The organism is Paenibacillus sinopodophylli (assembly GCF_005930355.1).
In the GTDB taxonomy this organism is placed as follows: Bacteria; Bacillota; Bacilli; order Paenibacillales; family Paenibacillaceae; genus Pristimantibacillus; species Pristimantibacillus sinopodophylli.
Map to the genome: position 1 here is coordinate 68,925 of NZ_VDBO01000008.1, position 17,319 is coordinate 86,243.

Annotated in this window: 15 protein-coding genes; 13 read left to right on the top strand and 2 right to left on the bottom strand. The window is 48.3% G+C overall.

Annotated features, from left to right (window positions below; genetic code table 11):
• From FGT79_RS22580 to FGT79_RS22605, 6 genes are all read left to right on the top strand, one after another.
• Positions 1 to 1,320: a glycoside hydrolase family 125 protein gene (locus tag FGT79_RS22580; RefSeq protein WP_138755112.1), complete on the top strand. Its 1,320-nt coding sequence runs from the start codon at positions 1 to 3 to the stop codon at positions 1,318 to 1,320.
• The gene (locus FGT79_RS22585) at positions 1,317 to 4,451 is read left to right on the top strand and encodes an alpha-amylase family protein (protein ID WP_138755113.1); all 3,135 of its coding nucleotides are present in this window, start codon (positions 1,317 to 1,319) and stop codon (positions 4,449 to 4,451) included. Before FGT79_RS22580 ends, FGT79_RS22585 begins: the two co-directional genes overlap by 4 nt.
• Positions 4,452 to 4,470: 19 nt before the next feature.
• Positions 4,471 to 7,209 (top strand): alpha-mannosidase, encoded by a 2,739-nt coding sequence (locus FGT79_RS22590; RefSeq protein ID WP_138755114.1) that lies wholly within the window; start codon positions 4,471 to 4,473, stop codon positions 7,207 to 7,209.
• 235 nt (positions 7,210 to 7,444) lie between these two features.
• Positions 7,445 to 7,687 (top strand): YolD-like family protein, encoded by a 243-nt coding sequence (locus FGT79_RS22595; RefSeq protein WP_138755115.1) that lies wholly within the window; start codon positions 7,445 to 7,447, stop codon positions 7,685 to 7,687.
• A 52-nt stretch (positions 7,688 to 7,739) separates the two neighbouring features.
• Complete coding sequence (locus FGT79_RS22600; protein WP_138755116.1) at positions 7,740 to 8,972, top strand: aminopeptidase; 1,233 nt, start codon at positions 7,740 to 7,742, stop codon at positions 8,970 to 8,972.
• A gap of 172 nt (positions 8,973 to 9,144) precedes the next feature.
• Positions 9,145 to 9,744 carry a GNAT family N-acetyltransferase gene (locus tag FGT79_RS22605; RefSeq protein ID WP_138755117.1) on the top strand — a complete coding sequence of 200 codons (600 nt, stop codon included), beginning with the start codon at positions 9,145 to 9,147 and terminating at the stop codon, positions 9,742 to 9,744.
• Positions 9,745 to 9,869: 125 nt separating this feature from the next.
• On the opposite strand, the gene FGT79_RS22610 is transcribed toward FGT79_RS22605, so the two are convergent.
• Together FGT79_RS22610 and FGT79_RS22615 are read right to left on the bottom strand one after the other, a co-directional pair.
• On the bottom strand, positions 9,870 to 10,280 hold the full coding sequence (locus FGT79_RS22610) for an ImmA/IrrE family metallo-endopeptidase (protein ID WP_138755118.1): 411 nt from the start codon (positions 10,278 to 10,280) through the stop codon (positions 9,870 to 9,872).
• An 8-nt stretch (positions 10,281 to 10,288) separates the two neighbouring features.
• The gene (locus tag FGT79_RS22615; protein ID WP_138755119.1) at positions 10,289 to 10,714 is read right to left on the bottom strand and encodes a helix-turn-helix domain-containing protein; all 426 of its coding nucleotides are present in this window, start codon (positions 10,712 to 10,714) and stop codon (positions 10,289 to 10,291) included.
• Positions 10,715 to 10,967: 253 nt separating this feature from the next.
• Here FGT79_RS22615 and FGT79_RS22620 point away from each other — a divergent pair, with 253 nt between their 5' ends.
• From FGT79_RS22620 to FGT79_RS22650, 7 genes are all read left to right on the top strand, one after another.
• A complete protein-coding gene (locus FGT79_RS22620) occupies positions 10,968 to 11,588 on the top strand; it encodes an ECF-type sigma factor (protein WP_246096561.1) in 621 nt (206 codons plus the stop codon).
• 181 nt (positions 11,589 to 11,769) lie between these two features.
• A complete protein-coding gene (locus FGT79_RS22625) occupies positions 11,770 to 11,958 on the top strand; it encodes a hypothetical protein (protein WP_138755120.1) in 189 nt (62 codons plus the stop codon).
• 3 nt (positions 11,959 to 11,961) lie between these two features.
• Positions 11,962 to 13,278: a phage tail sheath family protein gene (locus FGT79_RS22630; RefSeq protein ID WP_138755121.1), complete on the top strand. Its 1,317-nt coding sequence runs from the start codon at positions 11,962 to 11,964 to the stop codon at positions 13,276 to 13,278.
• Position 13,279: 1 nt separating this feature from the next.
• On the top strand, positions 13,280 to 13,744 hold the full coding sequence (locus tag FGT79_RS22635; protein WP_138755122.1) for a phage tail tube protein: 465 nt from the start codon (positions 13,280 to 13,282) through the stop codon (positions 13,742 to 13,744).
• 32 nt (positions 13,745 to 13,776) lie between these two features.
• Positions 13,777 to 14,199: a phage tail assembly chaperone gene (locus tag FGT79_RS22640; protein WP_138755123.1), complete on the top strand. Its 423-nt coding sequence runs from the start codon at positions 13,777 to 13,779 to the stop codon at positions 14,197 to 14,199.
• Between the two features lie 229 nt (positions 14,200 to 14,428).
• Positions 14,429 to 16,654 carry a phage tail family protein gene (locus FGT79_RS22645; protein ID WP_138755124.1) on the top strand — a complete coding sequence of 742 codons (2,226 nt, stop codon included), beginning with the start codon at positions 14,429 to 14,431 and terminating at the stop codon, positions 16,652 to 16,654.
• A complete protein-coding gene (locus FGT79_RS22650) occupies positions 16,651 to 17,316 on the top strand; it encodes a LysM peptidoglycan-binding domain-containing protein (protein ID WP_138755125.1) in 666 nt (221 codons plus the stop codon). Before FGT79_RS22645 ends, FGT79_RS22650 begins: the two co-directional genes overlap by 4 nt.
• The last annotated feature ends 3 nt before the right edge of the window (positions 17,317 to 17,319 follow it).

Here is a 17,319-nt window from a genome sequence, read left to right on the forward strand (position 1 = left end):
ATGGAACAATTCCGTTTACCGAAAATACCGATGCCTGAGCTGACACTGCCTAAGGCGGTACAAGATGTGCTGGCGGAAGCTGAGCAGAAGCTTGCACATCGCCCTAAGCTGCTGCAACTATTCAAAAACTGCTTTCCGAATACGCTGGAAACGACGACTAAGCTAATGGACGATGGCACTACCTTCGTCATTACGGGTGATATTCCCGCTATGTGGCTGCGTGATTCCGTGGAGCAGGTCATCCACTACGTTCCTTTTGCGAAAGAGGACAAGGATGTTCAGCGCATTATTGGCGGCTTAATCAAGCGCCATATGAATTATATTCAAATCGATCCTTACGCGAATGCGTTTAATGAGACAGCCAATGATTGGCACTGGAATACAACCGATGAGACGGAAATGTCGCCGTGGGTTTGGGAGCGCAAGTTCGAACTCGATTCAATTTGCTTCTCAATCCGCCTTGCACATGCGTATTGGAAGGAAACCGAATTGACCGACATTTTTGATTCAAGCTTCAAAGCAGCGATGCGCAGCATCGTAAAGCTATGGAAAACCGAGCAGCGCCACTTTGAGCAATCGCCTTATCGATTCGTGCGGGACAACGGTATTCCGACAGACTCGCTGCGCAATGACGGCTTGGGCATGCCTATTAATTATACGGGCATGATCTGGTCGGGCTTCCGCTCCAGTGACGATGCTTGTGATTTCCACTACAACGTACCTGCTAACATGTTCGCTGTAGTCGCGCTGCGTCAAATGAGAGACATTGCGGAATGGGTATTCCGTGACATGGATTTCGTGAAAGAGCTGAAGAAGCTTGAGGACGTCGTAGATCACGGTATTCAACTGTATGGCATATACCAGCATCCTGAGTTTGGCCCAATCTATGCTTATGAGACAGACGGCTTCGGCAACTACTGCTTGATGGATGATGCAGGTACGCCGGGCTTGATGTCGATTCCATACCTTGGTTATACAACGGCTGAAGATACGATTTATCAGAATACAAGAAACTTCGCGCTGAGCAAAAGCAATCCGTTCTATTACGAAGGTACAGCGGCCAAAGGAATCGGCAGTCCGCATACCCCTCCAGGCTACATCTGGCATATGGCGTTGTCCATGCAAGGCATTACGGCTGTAAGCAGCGAGGAGAAGCTGGCTTTGATCGCAATGCTGGAGGCGACGGACGGCGACACAGGTTATATGCATGAAGGCTTCCACGCCGATGATCCATCCGTATTCACGCGCAAATGGTTTGCATGGTCGAATAGTTTATTCGCACAGCTTGTTTACAAGGCGATGAAGGATGAACTTCTATGAGTAAGAACACGGTCATTTTCTACGATCCTACGTTTCCGCTGGCTAAGCGGTTGAGCACGGACGTTGAAGGGCAATTGCTGCGGCTTGGCAACGTTGTTCGCGCAACTGGTTTGAGTAAAGCATTGCTTGCGGCCGAGGGAGGCAGCTTCATTAACTTGCATGCCCCCTATTTCCCTAAGGCTGCATGGGGAGAAATATTGGCGTTTCTAAAACGCGGCGGCGGCCTGATTAGTATTGGTGGAGCGGCGTTCAAGCGGCCGGTCACATTGAATGAGGCTGGAGCTTGGGAAGTGGAGAATGAGCAAACGGCTTATCACCGCGAGCTTCACATACATGAAATGCTGCCTGTAAGTGCAGCGCCGATTCAATCCCTTAAAGCGATGAGCGATATACCGCTTCTGGAGGGCAAGGAAGCCATGTTCGAAGTAACAGGCACATGGAATATGGTGCCGCATGTGACCAAAAGCAGCGATTTGCCGCATCAGATGGGCTCAGCCGGTCCGATGGATGCACAGCTGTTTCCACTGCTCAAGGGAATATCTGCGGAAGGCAGAGAGGTTGCTGCTCCAATCGTGCTCTGGGAGAACACGAAAGGCATGTTTGCTGGCGCTCGCTGGTTGTTCGTTAACCAGCCGCTGACAGAGCTGTTCTGGCAGAATGATGGCGCTGCTGAGCTTGGACGCTGGGCAACATTCTGTGAAGCAGGCGTAACTGAGCTTTGGCTGAAGCCCAACTATGCTTCTTACGAGCTGGGAGAGAGGGCGATGCTGACGCTGCAAATACAGCAGCTTGGCGGATTGTCCCTCCAAACATCAGAGCCTGTAAGGTGGAGCTTGTCCATTGCAGCCGAGCATGACGGTCATACGGAGTTAAGCTTTGCAACAAGCGTACAGGTCGATGCGTCCAGCAAGCTGGACATCATCCGCATACCAGTGGATCTTGCTATACAGAGCGGCTATTACTCGGTAGAATGCAAGGCTGAGTCATCTCAAGGTGAAGTTCGTATCCTTCGCCAAGGCTTCTGGGGCTTTGACGCTTCGTTGCTTGCGGAGGGAACTCCAGTTACGGCGGGCCGAGATTACTTCGAGAAGAATGGTCGACCATTGCCGGTTGTCGGTATGACCTACATGACCTCAGACGTTGCGCGCAAGTTTCTATTTTTGCCGAACGCATCCGTATGGGAGCGGGATATGGCACAAATGCGCGAAGCGGGCATCAACTGGATTAGAACTGGCATCTGGACGGCTTATCGGAACGTGATGCAGGTAGATGGACATGCTTCGGAGGAGGTGCTTCGCTCGATTGATGCATTCCTGCTCACAGCGAAGCGCCATGACCTGCAAGTGACGTTTACCTTCTTCTCCTTTACACCGGAAACCTGGGAAGGGCAGAATCCTTACTTAGATCCACGCAGCTTAGAGGCACAGAAACGTTTTATTCGTTCGATCATTTCCCGTCATAAGCAATCTAAGCATGTGGACTGGGATCTCATCAATGAGCCGTCGATGTTCGATCCGCCTCGTATTTTCTCAGACGGTCCGCGCTCTGCGCGTGATCCATTCGAGAAGGCTGCTTTTGCCGCTTGGCTGCAGGAGCGTCATGGGTCGGTGGAGAGATTGCAAAAGCTATGGAACATGACTCCTCAGCAGCTGCCAAGCTTTGATTCGGCAGTGCCGCCTGAGCCGGAGGAAATTAACTTCGATGTGCAGGATATGCACCAAGGCAAGAAGGGAACGCGCTGGCTCGATTACGCGTTGTTCTCTATGGATATGCACAATCGCTGGGCACAGCAATTATATGAGACGATCAAAGAGGAATGTCCGGATCATATGGTTACGGTCGGTCAAGACGAAGCGCTCGGTGCGCAGCGTCCATCTCCCTTCTTCTACGGCGAAGCGGTAGACTATACGACCGTGCATTCTTGGTGGCTGAATGATCATCTCGTATGGGACAGCATTTTTGCCAAGACGGCGGATAAGCCTAATCTGGTGCAGGAAACGGGCATTATGTACGTGGAAACGCCGGAAGGCCGCGCGAAGCGTTCCGAGGAGGAGCTTCGCAGCATGCTTGAACGCAAGTATGCTTATGCCTTTGCAACAGGAGGTGCAGGTGCGGTTCAGTGGATTTGGAATACGAACTACTACATGGATAATGCGAATGAGTCGCATATCGGCGCACTTAGAGCAGATGGTACGGAGAAACCGGAAGCGGACGTCTCGTACGATTTCGGTGCGTTCATGGCGGAGATTAGAGACTTGTTCGTTGGGCGCGAGCTTGAGGATACGGTTGTCGTATTCCCTTACTCGAATGATTTCTCGAACCGTAAGCTTGCCTTCGACGCAACTACGAAAGCGACTCGAGTGCTTGCTTATGAGCTGAACAAGCCGTTCCGCGGCGTGGGCGAGTATCATTTGGATGAGCTTGAAGCTACTCCGGTTAAACTGGTCATCTTGCCAAGCGCACATAACATGGACGATGCAGCTTTGACCCAGCTGCTTGGCTATATTGAACGGACGGGAGCTACGCTTCTCCTGACAGGTCCTACCAGCTTGGATGCCTATTGGCGTCCGGTGGAACGTCACTCGGAGCTATTCGGTGAGCGGGAGCTTGTCAACGTACGCCGCGAGGAGCTGCTGCACATCGGCAATCGTCTGCTTCCGGTTTCCTATGGCAGCCGCAAAATTGCTGAGGTTTGGAAAGAAGCACAGGTAGATGCGGTTAACGCGGATGCTGATCAGCTTATAGAGATGCCCCTTGGCAAAGGACGCGTGCTATGGTGCCCGCTTCCGCTTGAGCTGAACGATCGCATTGAGCCAATCTCGGCCGTTTATCAATATGCGCTTGCGTCATCTGGCTGCAGAGAAGAGCTCAGCTGGATCAAAGGCGGTCACTTCCCAGGCGTATATGGCCGGAAGCTGACCTTCCAAGAAGGCGCACTGTTTACATTCGTATCCGAGTTCAGCTTGGATGCGGAGATTGAGGTTCAGGATCCAGCGACAGGCGTTCGCTACGCGTTCATGCTGGAGAAGGAACGCTCCGTATTATTTGCGGTGAACAAGTGCGGAGAGCTGCTGTCTGTGTATCGACCAAACCAAGTAAATGTAGCCATGATGCCGGCTAACGATCAATAACAAGAAGAGGTGTTCAGCAATGACCTATGAAAGAACAGCCCATATCATCTCGCATACCCACTGGGATCGAGAATGGTATTTGCCATATGAGAAGCATCATGTCCTGCTCGTGAAATTGATGGACACGCTGCTTCATACGCTAGATACCGATCCAAATTTCAAGAGCTTCTATTTGGACGGTCAGACGATTATTCTTGAGGATTACTTGCAGGTTCGTCCAGAAAACCGTGAGCGGCTGGAGCGTTATATTAAGGAAGGTCGTATTCCGATCGGTCCTTGGTATATTTTGCAGGATGCATTCTTGACGAGCAGTGAAGCGAACATACGCAATCTGCAAATCGGACATCAGGATGCGGGCCGTTATGGCACGATTGCAAAAGTTGGCTACTTCCCGGATACGTTCGGAAACATCGGGCAAGCGCCGCAAATTCTGAAGCAAGCCGGCATCGACAATGCGGTTTTCGGAAGAGGCGTGAAGCCGACGGGCTTTAATAACACGGTGGCGGATTCCGATTATGAATCCTCCTTCTCCGAGCTGCTATGGGAAGGGCCAGATGGTTCTCAGGTGCTGGGCGTTCTGTTCGCGAACTGGTACTGCAACGGTATGGAGGTTCCAACCGATGAAGCGAGCGCCAAAGAATACTGGGAGCGCAAGCTTGCGGAAGCTGAGAAGTACGCGGCAACAAGTCAACTGCTGTTCATGAACGGCTGCGATCATCAGCCGATCCAGCAGGATTTGTCGGTTGCACTTGCAACGGCAAGAGAGCTGTTTCCTGAAACGGAGTTCATCCACTCGAACTTCCATGATTACTTGGCTTCAGTGAACGAGTCGCTTACGCGTGAGCTGTCTGTCGTGAAGGGCGAGCTTCGCAGCCAGCGGACAGATGGCTGGTCTACACTCGTGAATACGGCATCTGCCCGCGTTTATTTGAAGCAAATGAATCAGCTTGGACAAGCGATGCTGGAGAAGGTAGCGGAGCCGCTTGCAACTTTAGCTTATTCGCTCGGTCATGAATATCCGCATCACTTATTCACGTATGCATGGAAAACACTGATGCAGAACCATCCGCATGACAGCATCTGCGGCTGCAGCGTAGACGAGGTTCACCGCGAAATGGTTACAAGGTTCGATAAAAGCCGCCATGTTGCGGAATCGATTATAGATGACAGCAAGAAAACCATCGCAGACAGCGTGGATACAACCGTATTCAGCCAATATGGCGAGTCTGCACTTCCTATGGTCGTGTTTAATACGACTGGCTGGAGCCGCAGTGGAGTCGTAGCGATTGAGCTGGATATTGAACGTATTTACTTCCGCGACGGCCTGCCGCTGGATCAGATGAATCAGAAAATGTACGCTGTTGACATTACAGGTAGAATACTTGTTGACCGCAGTGGCGCAGCTATCGCGCATACTGCAGAAGATTTGGGTCTGCAATTCGGGTATGACCTGCCGGACGATAAGTTCCGTCAGCCGTATATGAGCCGTAGAGTGCGCTTGACGTTCGAGACAGAGCAAGTGGCCGCACTTGGTTTCACCACCTATGCTTATGTTCGCCATACAAAGGCAGACCAGCAGCCTGCTGCTGTATCACTCGTCACAGGAGAGCATGCGCTTGAAAATGAATGGCTCCGGGTAGATGTGGAAAGCGATGGGACACTCAACCTGCTTGATAAACGTAATGGTCAAGTATATAGCGGATTAGGTGTATATGAGAATACGGGCGACATCGGTAATGAGTATATGTACAAGCAGCCTGATGGTGAGCAAACGTTGACGACCAAAGGACTGCCCGCAAGCATTGTGCTTATAGAGAATACCCCTTATCGGGCGACGCTTGCTATCGTTCACGAGTGGGCAGTTCCGGCTTCTGCCGATGAGCAGTTCGAGATTGAGAAACGTGAAGCAGTCTACTTCCCAGAGCGGAAGTCGCAACGAACGGCACATACCGTTCCGCTTACGATCCGTACTGAAATTTCGTTGACCCGCAGCGGCCAAAGCGTAGAATGGAAATCCTCGTTTAACAATCAGGCGAAGGATCACCGGGTGCGGGTATTGTTCCCGACAGATCTGACGGCAGCTGTGCACCAAGCGGATTCGATCTTCGAGATTGCCAAGCGTGACAATGAGCCGGCTGCTGAGTGGGTGAACCCAAGCAACGCTCAGCATCAGCAGGCATTCGTAGATGTGAGCGGAGAGCAAGCAGGCTTGACAGTGGCTAACCTCGGTTTGCATGAGTATGAGGTTCTGCGTGATGGCCGCAACACAATAGCGGTAACGCTGCTTCGCTCTGTTGCAGAACTAGGGGACTGGGGTGTATTCCCTACGCCTGAAGCGCAGTGTCTAGGCGAACAAAGCTTCAGCATCAGCATCATTCCACATAACGGAGATGGCGCTGCATCTGGTGCTTACGCGACTGCTTACCAGTTCCAAGTACCTTGGACAGTAAGCGCAACGGACGTTCACGAAGGCAAGCTTGCAGCAAGCGGAGCTTTATTCAGATGGGAAGGCAGCACACTTGCATTCTCTTCCTTGAAAGTAAATGAGCAATCCGGTGACATGATGCTTAGATGGTACAATATGCTGCCATCTGCCTCGGAGCTGAAGCTGGCTGCTGGTGATGCACGAGAAGCTATTGTACAGGCTTATAGAAGTGATGTACTGGAGCAGCAGGGCGAGGTACTTGAAGGACAAGCCTCTTATGAGCTGCCTGTTGGACCTTGTGAAATCGTAACCCTAGGTATTAAACAATCATAAGCAGCAAGAAGCAGAAAGCCCTTTGCGCAGATTAGCTGTGCAGAGGGCTCTTCGCTGTGCGTAGCCCGAATGTTCTATGGTTATAATGGGAAGGTACTAACAGAGTCAAATGGCTACATGCTATAATAGAGCTATTCGTGTAACTTACAAGGATCGAATCAGAGTCTCCTCGGAGCGGGGGGACTCTTTTTTATTGCTAATCCGGGTTGCCATACATAGCAGGAGGGAAATTTTAATGGCAAAAGGACCGAAGCGGCCGACTAGAGATGAATTTGAGCTGGAGGAGCTGGGTGAAAGATTAGTAGAAGCCAAGCATGAAGGCACGGAGCTGCTGCTTACCATATGGGCGGCGGAGGAGCAGGTGCGAGGCGTTATTACAACACTTGATTCGCGTACGAAGAAGGTTCATGTGGAATATATGGGCAGCGTTACGAAGGTTCCTTTTATGGATATTATGAAGATCGAGAGTCCTTATTAATTTCAATAAGGTTGGGTAAGAACATCATTACGTCAGAGGAGGATGTACATCTATGTATCCGACACAGCAGCATCTTGAAAACTATGCGGAGCTTGCCGTTAAGGTGGGTGTCAATGTACAGCAGGGACAAACGGTCGTTGTCATGGCCCCGCTTGCTTCTGCTCCGCTTGTACGTTTGATTGCATCAAAGGCTTACGAGGCAGGCGCACATAACGTCCATGTGGAATATAACGATGAACAGCTGTCTCGTATCAAATATAAGCAAGCGCCGGAAGCGGCTTTAACGGAATATCCGTTGTTCCGCGCTAAGGCATGGGATGATTTCGTGGCACAGGGAGCTGCTTTTATCACGATTTATTCGCCAAATCCGGACCTACTGAATGATGTTGATCCTGCAAGGGTCGCTGCAGCGACGAAGGCGGCATCTACTGCACTTAGCGGTTACAGGGGCTCGCTTATGAACCATACCAATGCGTGGTCACTGATCTCTTATGCGACTCCAGAATGGGCAGCCAAAGTGTTTCCAGATGTATCTTCAGAAGAGGCTGTGCAGAAGCTATGGGAACGAATTGTGGATGCCACTCGCATTGGGCTGAGCGATCCGATTGGCGCCTGGAAGGAGCATAATGCTAAGCTTCTCCAGATGGTCGATGTGCTTAATGCCAAACGCTATAAGCAGCTGCAGTATGAAGCCCCGGGCACAAGCTTGACCATCGAGCTGCCGGAAGGTCATATATGGCTGGGCGGATCGAAGGCGAACGCCAAAGGCATTTTCTTCAACCCGAACATGCCGACGGAAGAAATATTTACAATGCCTAGCAGAGGCGGGGTTAATGGTACGGTTAGCAGCACGAAGCCGCTTAATTACAACGGTCAGGTTATTAATAACTTCACACTAACCTTCAAGAACGGCAAGGTTGTCGACCATTCTGCTGAACAGGGCTATGAGGCATTGACTAGCTTATTAAATACGGATGATGGGGCAAGACATTTGGGAGAAGTCGCGCTTGTGCCGCATGATTCCCCAATCTCGAATTCCAACGTGACGTTCTTCAATACGCTATATGATGAGAATGCCTCCTGCCATCTGGCACTTGGACAAGCTTATCCGGTCAATATTAAAGGCGGTACACAAATGTCGCCTGAGGATCTGCTTGCTCACGGTGCGAATAGAAGTCTGACGCATGAGGATTTCATGATCGGATCGCCGGATATGAATATTGACGGTGTGACGCAGGACGGGACTCGTGAGCCGATATTCCGAAAGGGGAATTGGGCGATATAGTAAAGAAAGGCTCTAGTTCTGCAGTTGATGCTGCCGAGCTAGAGCCTTTTTCCTTGCTTTCTCAGAGGAATAACGCTGCTAATAAAAAACAGCTATAACGATTTTATACGCACAATCGTTTTTCTTAGTGAGTTATGATAGATAATAGTCAGCTTATAGGAGGCTACATAATATGGAGCGTAATAAACGTTCAGATAATGAAAAATACATTTTAACGATTGCATGCGAGGATATCATTTTAAGAGAATTCATAGTTACTGATTTAGATCCATTTCATTCACTAACTTGGCAACCTGAAATCTATGAATATCTGCCAGGCTGGAACGTGTCCAAGGAGCAAAGGGAAGATTGGTTTTTGAACTATGAAATGCCGGGGAACAAGCAGTTTTTAAACGCTGTATCGAAAGGTAAGGATGTTGGTGATCTTTATCTCCGATTAGCAATTGTTTTGAAGGTTACAGGAGAGGTTATCGGTTGGTGCTGCTCAGGACTGAAAGACGAATTACCACCGCCAAATCGAGAAATCATGTATGCAATTTCAAAAGATTATAGAGGTAAAGGTTATACAACCCAAGCTGCACAAGGAATGATTCAGTATTTATTCGAGAATACGAAGGTCGAGCTGCTTAATGCTGTTGCTTTATTACATAACGCTCCGTCTAATAGGGTACTAGAAAAAAGTGGTTTTACATTCAATCGGATGATTGAAATTGATCATGAAGAATATAACCATTATAAGCTTCACAAAAAGGATTGGGCAGGCAAACGTTAGCGCTACGGTTCGTTTCATACGAAAACTTTCACAATGATCGCCCAAATATAGGTTAGGGGTTGTACCTAAGGTTTATCTAACCTGTTGGCACAACCCCTATTTGTTCATATCTTGAGTTTGATCATTCAGTAATAGAACTGCTCCATTTCCTTAGGTACGCCATTGCGCATCAGCAGCTCAGAAAGTGTTTCACTGGCAGCGGGCGAATCGCCTGATGTTAGAAGCCGGACTGCGAATTTGTTCGCTTGCCGCTCATATTTCCCCGCGTTAAAAAATGATTGTTCATCGAGCCAGAAGCGGTTAAAGCCGGGATGAAGCCGGTCATGTCCCAGCTCGTGGGCACAGACAAATCGGCACCAATCCTCCGGCAGCTGATTGTGTATGACGATAAATCTCCGCCGCAGCTTTTTGAAATAAAGTCCCCTGGTCCCCTCTCCGAGATCAGCGTACCGAATATGGATACCAATGCCCGAAGCGATGGTAAAGGGATCGTTGGTTTTAAATTTTCGAATGAGCTTAACGATCATTTTATCCATTGCAACACCTACCCTTTGGCATCATCAGGAGCAACGCCTGTAGATTCGGATTTTTTTTTGTGTTTATTCATTTGTTTCGCTTCCCAGAATAGTCCGGTTAATACATCCATTACGCGTTGACGATCGATTGGGCTCATCGGCACGCCGTCGAACATAATTTCCCCGTCTTCTTCCAGCAGTTTCTTGAAATCGCGTTTATCCTTATACGTCGCCCAATCCGGAATAGCAGTGGCAGCGGCATCACGTCCGAGCAAATAATCGGTAGTTGTATGGAGAATGTCTGCAAGCTTCTGCAAGTCCTCGCTTGTCGGCGTAACACGGTCATTCTCGATATGCCCCAAATTGGATCTGCCCATCTCAAGCTGGGTTGCCACATCCTGCTGCGTTAACCCGCGTTCCGTCCGTAATTGTTTAATTCTCGCTCCTAATGACATTATAAATACCCTCCGATTATCATATTAGGTATTTTAAATACTTGACGGTAATTAAAATACCTAATACAATGAGATTTATCAGACGACAGCTTATGGAAATCTATCGTTAAAGGAAATGTGCTAGTTTAAATACGTAAAATAAGTATATTTTTTGTTGTGAGTATTGTCAATACCACAAACGGACGATATTTTTTTATACACAACGGTATTTTAAATACCCAATACAACATTTTATCATGGGGAGGAACTAGAAATGATAGATGAAAAACAGATTATTGACCAACTGTCTTCTTATAAACGGCTTAAAGCAAGAAAAAAACAGCTGGAAGGCACAACGGTTGGACCCGGCGTCCGCTTGAGCAGTATGTCAGAGGATGACCAACTACAAGAGCTGCACCGGCAGCTGCGCAAGCTGCCTTCGTATCTTTATTTGGACGAGCAGGAGCAGCGGATTGAAAAGGCAGCTCATGCGAATTTGAAGAAGTACCCGTTAGGAACTCGAGCACAGTTAAATGAAGTGATCAAAAGCCGCGCGGCTGCGAGTCCAGAGGACGAGAAGCTGCTGCGCGAACTGGAGCAAAAGATTGAAAAAGTGCTGGAATCACGATCTGGTTCCAACGGTTTCGAAGGCTATATGGGTGTAATCGATAAGATAAGCGAGCTTCAGGATATCGATAAGGAGCTGCAGAGCATCGACCAAGCGCTTGAGGCGCTGGAAGGGTATGAGCCTGATTATGCCAGGCTGCTGAAATTGCGTTTTATTGAAGGAAAGCCTACCGAGTTCGTTGCTTCGGAGCTAGGCATCGTTGATCGGACGTTCCGTAGATGGAAGCAAAAGGCGCTTGCGGAAGTTGTCCGCTTTCTGTCCGTGTAATGTCCGTTTTCGCTCAAATAACCGTGATATTATGATATTGTGCAAGAGATCATAACCGGGGACGAGCGGAGGAACATTCCGATCGTTCCTTTTATTTTGACCAAATGAAGGGGGTGGTTCAGATGTAGGTGTCTAGGTGTAATGTCGCGGGCGGCAAGTCGAAAGACGGAGGTTGAGCGAGATGGAGAAAAAGGAATGGCAGGGCGCTGAGCAAGAAGCGGGCTTCAGTAAGCAGCAATTGTTGGCGGCGAAGCGATATAGGCCTGCACAGAAGGATGTGCTCTCGGCGGTACTGAATGAGCAAGACAGCTACACCCATGAACAAGCGTTATCTCGGATAACAGCCTATTTGAAAAAGGAGGTCATGTAGAACATGGCAGGAGGAACATATACATCACAAAATAAGGTGCGTCCAGGCGTTTACATTAATCTGGTTGGCGAAAAACAAACGGTGGGCAGCATTGGTGAGCGTGGAACAGTGGCAGCGGCGCTGACACTTAATTGGGGTAAAGCAAAATCGGTGATGACGGTCCAGTCAGGCGATGATCTTAGCGGCTTGCTCGGCTATGATGTGAGCGCTCCTGAGCTGTTGCTTGTGCGTGAAGCACTTAAGAAAGCCAAATCCCTGCTTCTATATCGTTTGAATGAAGGCACCAAGGCAACGGCAACGGCTGGAAGCCTGACACTTACAGCAAAGTTTGGCGGTTTACGCGGCAATGATATCAAGGTAGCTGTGAAGCAGAACGTAGATGATGAGGCGTTGTTTGATGTCATTACTTATATCGCAGAAGCGGTGGTAGATACGCAGACGGTAGCTACAATCGCAGCACTAAGTGGAAATGGGTTTGTTGTCTTTGGCGGTACGGGAGCGTTGACGCTCGCTGCAGGCGTTCCACTTGCAGGAGGCGCTAACGGGACAGTGACGAATCAGGAGCATACCGATTATTTGACTCAGATCGAGCTGCAGGATTTTAACACGATTGCACTTGTCTCTAATGATCCCGCGTTGAAGTCAGTCTATGCTGCCTTTGCAAGGCGTCTGCGTGAGGACGAAGGTCGGAAAATTCAGGTTGTGCTGGCGAACTATCCTTCTGCGGATCATGAAGGAGTCATTAGTGTCAAAAACGGTGTGAAGCTGCTGGATGGCACTGTGATCGATGCGCAAAAAGCGACCGTTTGGGTTGCTGCAGCAACGGCTGGCGCAGCGATTAATGAATCGCTAACCTATGAAGCCTATGAGGACGCAGTTGATGCGGATACTCGTTATACGAATTCGCAGACAGTTGCTGCACTGCAGGCTGGCGAGCTTCTGTTCACAGTAAGCAATGGGCGCGTCATTGTTGAGCAGGATATTAATACATTTACCGGCTATACGCCTGAAAAAGGCAAGGCTTTCTCGAAAAACCGTGTCATTCGTGTACTGGACGGTATTGCTAATGATTTTAAGCGGATTTTCGAGAGCTTCTATATCGGTAAAGTGAATAATAACGCAGATGGCCGCAGTCTGTTCCGCAACGAATGCACGAAGTATTTGAACGGCTTGCAGGCTTTAGGCGCAATTCAGAATTTTGACTCGCAGGCCGATTTGTCAGTGCTTGCCGGTGCGGATTCTGACAGCATTGTGATTGACGTTCATATTCAACCAGTAGATAGCGTAGAAAAAGTATATATGAAAGTGACGGTGAAGTAATATGGCATTTTTGAACGCAGGAGATACGATTTCGGGTCGCGAGGGTCGGGCTTTTACGGTAATTAACAACTCTCAGGAAGAAATGTTTTACGTAAAGACGCTGGAGGCAAGTATCGAGAAGCAGAAGGCGGAGATTAAAACACTTGGACATCGCGGCATGCAGCACAAAGCGACAGGTTGGTCGGGTACGGGGACGATGACCATCTATTACGTCACGACGAAGTTCCGTCAAATGATGCTCGATTATGTCAAAACGGGCGTGGATGCTTATTTTGACATTGTCATTATGAATGAGGATTCCTCCTCAGCGACTGGCAAGCAAACAGTTGTCCTGAACAAGGTCAACCTCAACAAGGTTATTATCGGCAAGCTGGATACCGAGAGCGAAGCGCTTGAGGAAGAAATCGAGTTTACCTTTGAAGGCGTAGATATTCAGGATCACTTCACAGCACTTTCCCTGGGTTAAGTTAACATACAGTTGAAATGGAGGCATTATCGATGAGTAATTTAAGTGTATTTTTTGCGCAAAATGCGGCAGTCGACTCGACGCAGTCGTTTATCGTATCCGATCGCTTCAAGGATGCTGAAGGGCAAGCTGTAGCTTGGGAGCTGCGCAGCATGACGGAAGCCGAGAACGAGGAGTGCCGTAAATCCTCTACACGCAAGGTAAAGGGGAAAAATGGTACTTTTGTTCCTGAGACGAATACGGATGAATACCTCGCCAAGCTCGTCGTAAGCAGCATTCAGTTTCCTAACTTGAAGGATGCGGAATTGCAGAAATCGTATGGCATTCTAGGTGCAGAGAATCTTCTGCGCAAAATGCTGCTGCCAGGTGAATATGCCTCGCTCGTCCAGCGCGTACAGGAAATTAACGGCTTTAATCAGGGCCTGAACGATTTGGCTGATGAAGTAAAAAACTAATTAAAGAGGGCGATGGAGAAGCGAACTACGCTTACTATGCCCTCCACGAGCTTAATATCCTGCCGCATGTGCTGATGGCCATGACCCGGCGGGAAAAAGCGGCTATCTACGCGATGATCGATGTTCGCATCGAGAACGAGAAGAAGCAGCGTGTCAAAGCAAAACGAAAATAAGGACGGGCAGCGCTCTCATGAGGGAGCGCTCTTGCCCGTGTGTAGGGGGTGGAAGGATGGCAAGTAATTCCCCAGCTATTATTGAAAATGGAGGCGCTGGGCCTAGTGGTTCTGCGGAAGCCTTTTATCGATTTATGATCTTATTAAACAGCAGTTTTATTGAAGCAACAAAGCAAGGCAAGAAGCTAGTAGAGGCTTTTGAAAAAATGAGTGTAGAAGCTAATCATTTGGATGTTGAGTTAACGAAAGCAACGACATCAATGAATGCTTTTACAGAGTCAGTTAAAAAGTTTAGTGAAGCTGCAACCCCGCCTCCCGTTCCTCCTGCTCCAGGAGATCCTGATGGTTCAGATAATCCAGAAGGATCAGGTGATTCAGATGACGCTGGTGGAAGGAAAGGGATAAGAGGTTTTCTAGGAAGTCTTGATGCTGGTTTTAGTGCAGCTAAGAATGGGGTCTTGTTAATCGTTGCCCTTAGAGAGCTGATTCAAAGTATTAATGCACCGCCTCCATCGAATGCTGAAGGAGCACCTGCACCAGATGCTTTGTTGGATGCGGCTCAACAAGGAGCTAATATGTGGCATTCTGCAATATTAGGCGCGGGTGAGAAGATTAAGCAAATGATTACGATGGCCATTACAGGAGCGTTGGAGGAGCATCAGTCGAAATCGTTACTCATGGCACGAGCCGGAGGGGCACAAGTTGGTGAGCCGCTCTATCAGAATATAAGGGGAAATGCAGTAAGGAATGGCGTGGATGTGAATGAGGGGATTCATACGGCTTTATCCCTCATGCCTGCCGCACAGAACACAGATCAACTTAATCGGATGACAAATATGGCTATGGAGCTTTCTTCATTGAGCCCTAATGGAGGAAGTTCTGAGGATGCGGCAGATGCGATTAAATCTGCTATGGAAGGCGACTACTCTGGTTTGATGGATTCATTCCAAATAAACGAAGATGCATTCAAGGGTGTTGGCTTTGAAGAAGCAATGGATATGGACGGCTTTCTAAATGCGTTGGATGCGATGAGGGAAAAAGCGAATTTGGGGGCTGAAGCACTGCAAACAGTCGGTGCCAGTCCAGCTAATCAAATAGCAAATTTACAAAATATGATTAAATCTGGTTTTGCGGGGGCTGGAATGGGTGCAGTTGCTGCGATGTCGCCACTGCTTGAGAAACTAAATGAGCTCGTTGCCGGTGAGAGATTCCAAGCGTTCTTTGTATTGTTTGGTGAAGGCTTAACATTCGTAGCTAACATGCTTGCTGCAGTAGGTGAAGGGGCTCTTTGGGTGTTTAGCCAGTTTTTAAATAATTGGCCGCTTATAGCTTCAATTCTTATGGTCGCAGGAGCGGTATTTCTCCCAACCATAATTACTGCACTATGGGCAATGGTAGCTCCTGTATTAACACAAGTTGGTGCATGGCTGCTGCTCTTATGGCCAATCTTGCTCGTTATTGCCATTATTGGTGCTCTTGTTGGGTTGTTCTTGTATTTTGGAGGAACCACTGAACAAGTTGTAGGCTTTGTATCAGGTTTGTTTGCTGGACTCTTTGCAGCACTGCAAAACGGCTTTGCTTTTCTTTGGAACACTATTTTATCAGTAGCAGAATTTTTGGTTAACATTTTTATCGATCCGGTTTATGCCATTCAAAAGTTATTTTTTGATCTTGTTAAAAATGCTGTAGGTTATTTTGGAAATATGATTGACTCTTTTGTTGATGGCCTGAACTGGCTTCTGGAAAAAGTGAATAAAATAACAGGCACTGAATTTGAAATAACTGGATCGCTTAATATGAGTGATTTCGATCAGTTTGAGCCAAAGAGTAAGAAGAATGTAGTAGATTTCTCTAAGTATAAAATGGCACAGACTAATTTGGGCGATGCTTTCAGCAAAGGCAGCAATTTTGGAACAGGGCTTATGGACAACGTTGGGAATTTCAAAGACAACATGAACTTTGATTTAAATAAAGACTCTGGCTTTGGTAATGCGAGCGATCCAGCAGCAGCTGGTTTTGGCGGCGCAGCCCCAAACATCAACCGAGTAGAGGAAGTTGGCTCGATCAACGAAAAGGTTGATATTTCCAGCGAGGATTTGAAGACGATGCGCGAGCTGGCGGAGATGAAAAATATTCAAAACTTCGTATCGCTGCAGCCGACGGTCAGCGTGCAAACGGGCGATATTAATAACGGCTACGATATTGACACCATCATTGGACGGATTGAGCGCTCTCTCAATGAAGAGATCGCCTCGTCTGCGGAAAGGACGTACAATGTATGATCACGAGTCGAAACCATGATTACAGTATTTGGCTGAGTTACGGCAATCAGAAGCAAAACCTTCAGCTTCCCGTCAACCCACCGGAAATCAAGATTGGTGATGCTGCTGGCGGCAAAACGTACGAAGTATCTGGATTGGGAGAAATCAATGTCATCCAGAACCCCAAGCTAACGTCTATTTCGTTTGAAAGCTTTTTTCCTGCGCAGGCGTATCCTTTCCTTGTCAGCCAAAAGTGGATAGACCCCGTCTTTTATGTAACGGTGATTAAGGATTGGCTCGAACGCAAGCAGCCCATTCGTTTTATTTATACGGGAGCAACCTTTGATATCAACTTACCGATGAGTATTGAGAAATTTGAATGGAAAGAGGCCGCAGGCTCTGGTGATATCGAGTATAGCATTTCACTGAAAGAGTATGCTTTCTACGGAGCTAGGCCCGTTATTGTCAAAGATGACAAAGCGAGCGTCAAGCTGCAGCCTAGACCTTCGGACAAAATAGCGCCTAAGACGTACAAGCTCGTCGCTGGCGATTCTCTTATTAAAGTGGCTAGGCTAAAGCTGGGAAATGAAGCACGATGGAAAGAAATTCAGAAGCTGAATGGCATCAAGGATTCGCAGCTGAGGCAGCTGCCGATTGGTATGCTGCTCAAGCTGCCGGGGTGATGA

Coding starts and splice junctions, on each gene's coding strand:
- FGT79_RS22580 (WP_138755112.1), top strand. CDS start 1: ATGGAACAATTCCGTTTACCGAAAATACCGATGCCTGAGCTGACACTG.
- FGT79_RS22585 (WP_138755113.1), top strand. CDS start 1,317: ATGAGTAAGAACACGGTCATTTTCTACGATCCTACGTTTCCGCTGGCT.
- FGT79_RS22590 (WP_138755114.1), top strand. CDS start 4,471: ATGACCTATGAAAGAACAGCCCATATCATCTCGCATACCCACTGGGAT.
- FGT79_RS22595 (WP_138755115.1), top strand. CDS start 7,445: ATGGCAAAAGGACCGAAGCGGCCGACTAGAGATGAATTTGAGCTGGAG.
- FGT79_RS22600 (WP_138755116.1), top strand. CDS start 7,740: ATGTATCCGACACAGCAGCATCTTGAAAACTATGCGGAGCTTGCCGTT.
- FGT79_RS22605 (WP_138755117.1), top strand. CDS start 9,145: ATGGAGCGTAATAAACGTTCAGATAATGAAAAATACATTTTAACGATT.
- FGT79_RS22610 (WP_138755118.1), bottom strand. CDS start 10,280: ATGGATAAAATGATCGTTAAGCTCATTCGAAAATTTAAAACCAACGAT.
- FGT79_RS22615 (WP_138755119.1), bottom strand. CDS start 10,714: ATGTCATTAGGAGCGAGAATTAAACAATTACGGACGGAACGCGGGTTA.
- FGT79_RS22620 (WP_246096561.1), top strand. CDS start 10,968: ATGATAGATGAAAAACAGATTATTGACCAACTGTCTTCTTATAAACGG.
- FGT79_RS22625 (WP_138755120.1), top strand. CDS start 11,770: ATGGAGAAAAAGGAATGGCAGGGCGCTGAGCAAGAAGCGGGCTTCAGT.
- FGT79_RS22630 (WP_138755121.1), top strand. CDS start 11,962: ATGGCAGGAGGAACATATACATCACAAAATAAGGTGCGTCCAGGCGTT.
- FGT79_RS22635 (WP_138755122.1), top strand. CDS start 13,280: ATGGCATTTTTGAACGCAGGAGATACGATTTCGGGTCGCGAGGGTCGG.
- FGT79_RS22640 (WP_138755123.1), top strand. CDS start 13,777: ATGAGTAATTTAAGTGTATTTTTTGCGCAAAATGCGGCAGTCGACTCG.
- FGT79_RS22645 (WP_138755124.1), top strand. CDS start 14,429: ATGGCAAGTAATTCCCCAGCTATTATTGAAAATGGAGGCGCTGGGCCT.
- FGT79_RS22650 (WP_138755125.1), top strand. CDS start 16,651: ATGATCACGAGTCGAAACCATGATTACAGTATTTGGCTGAGTTACGGC.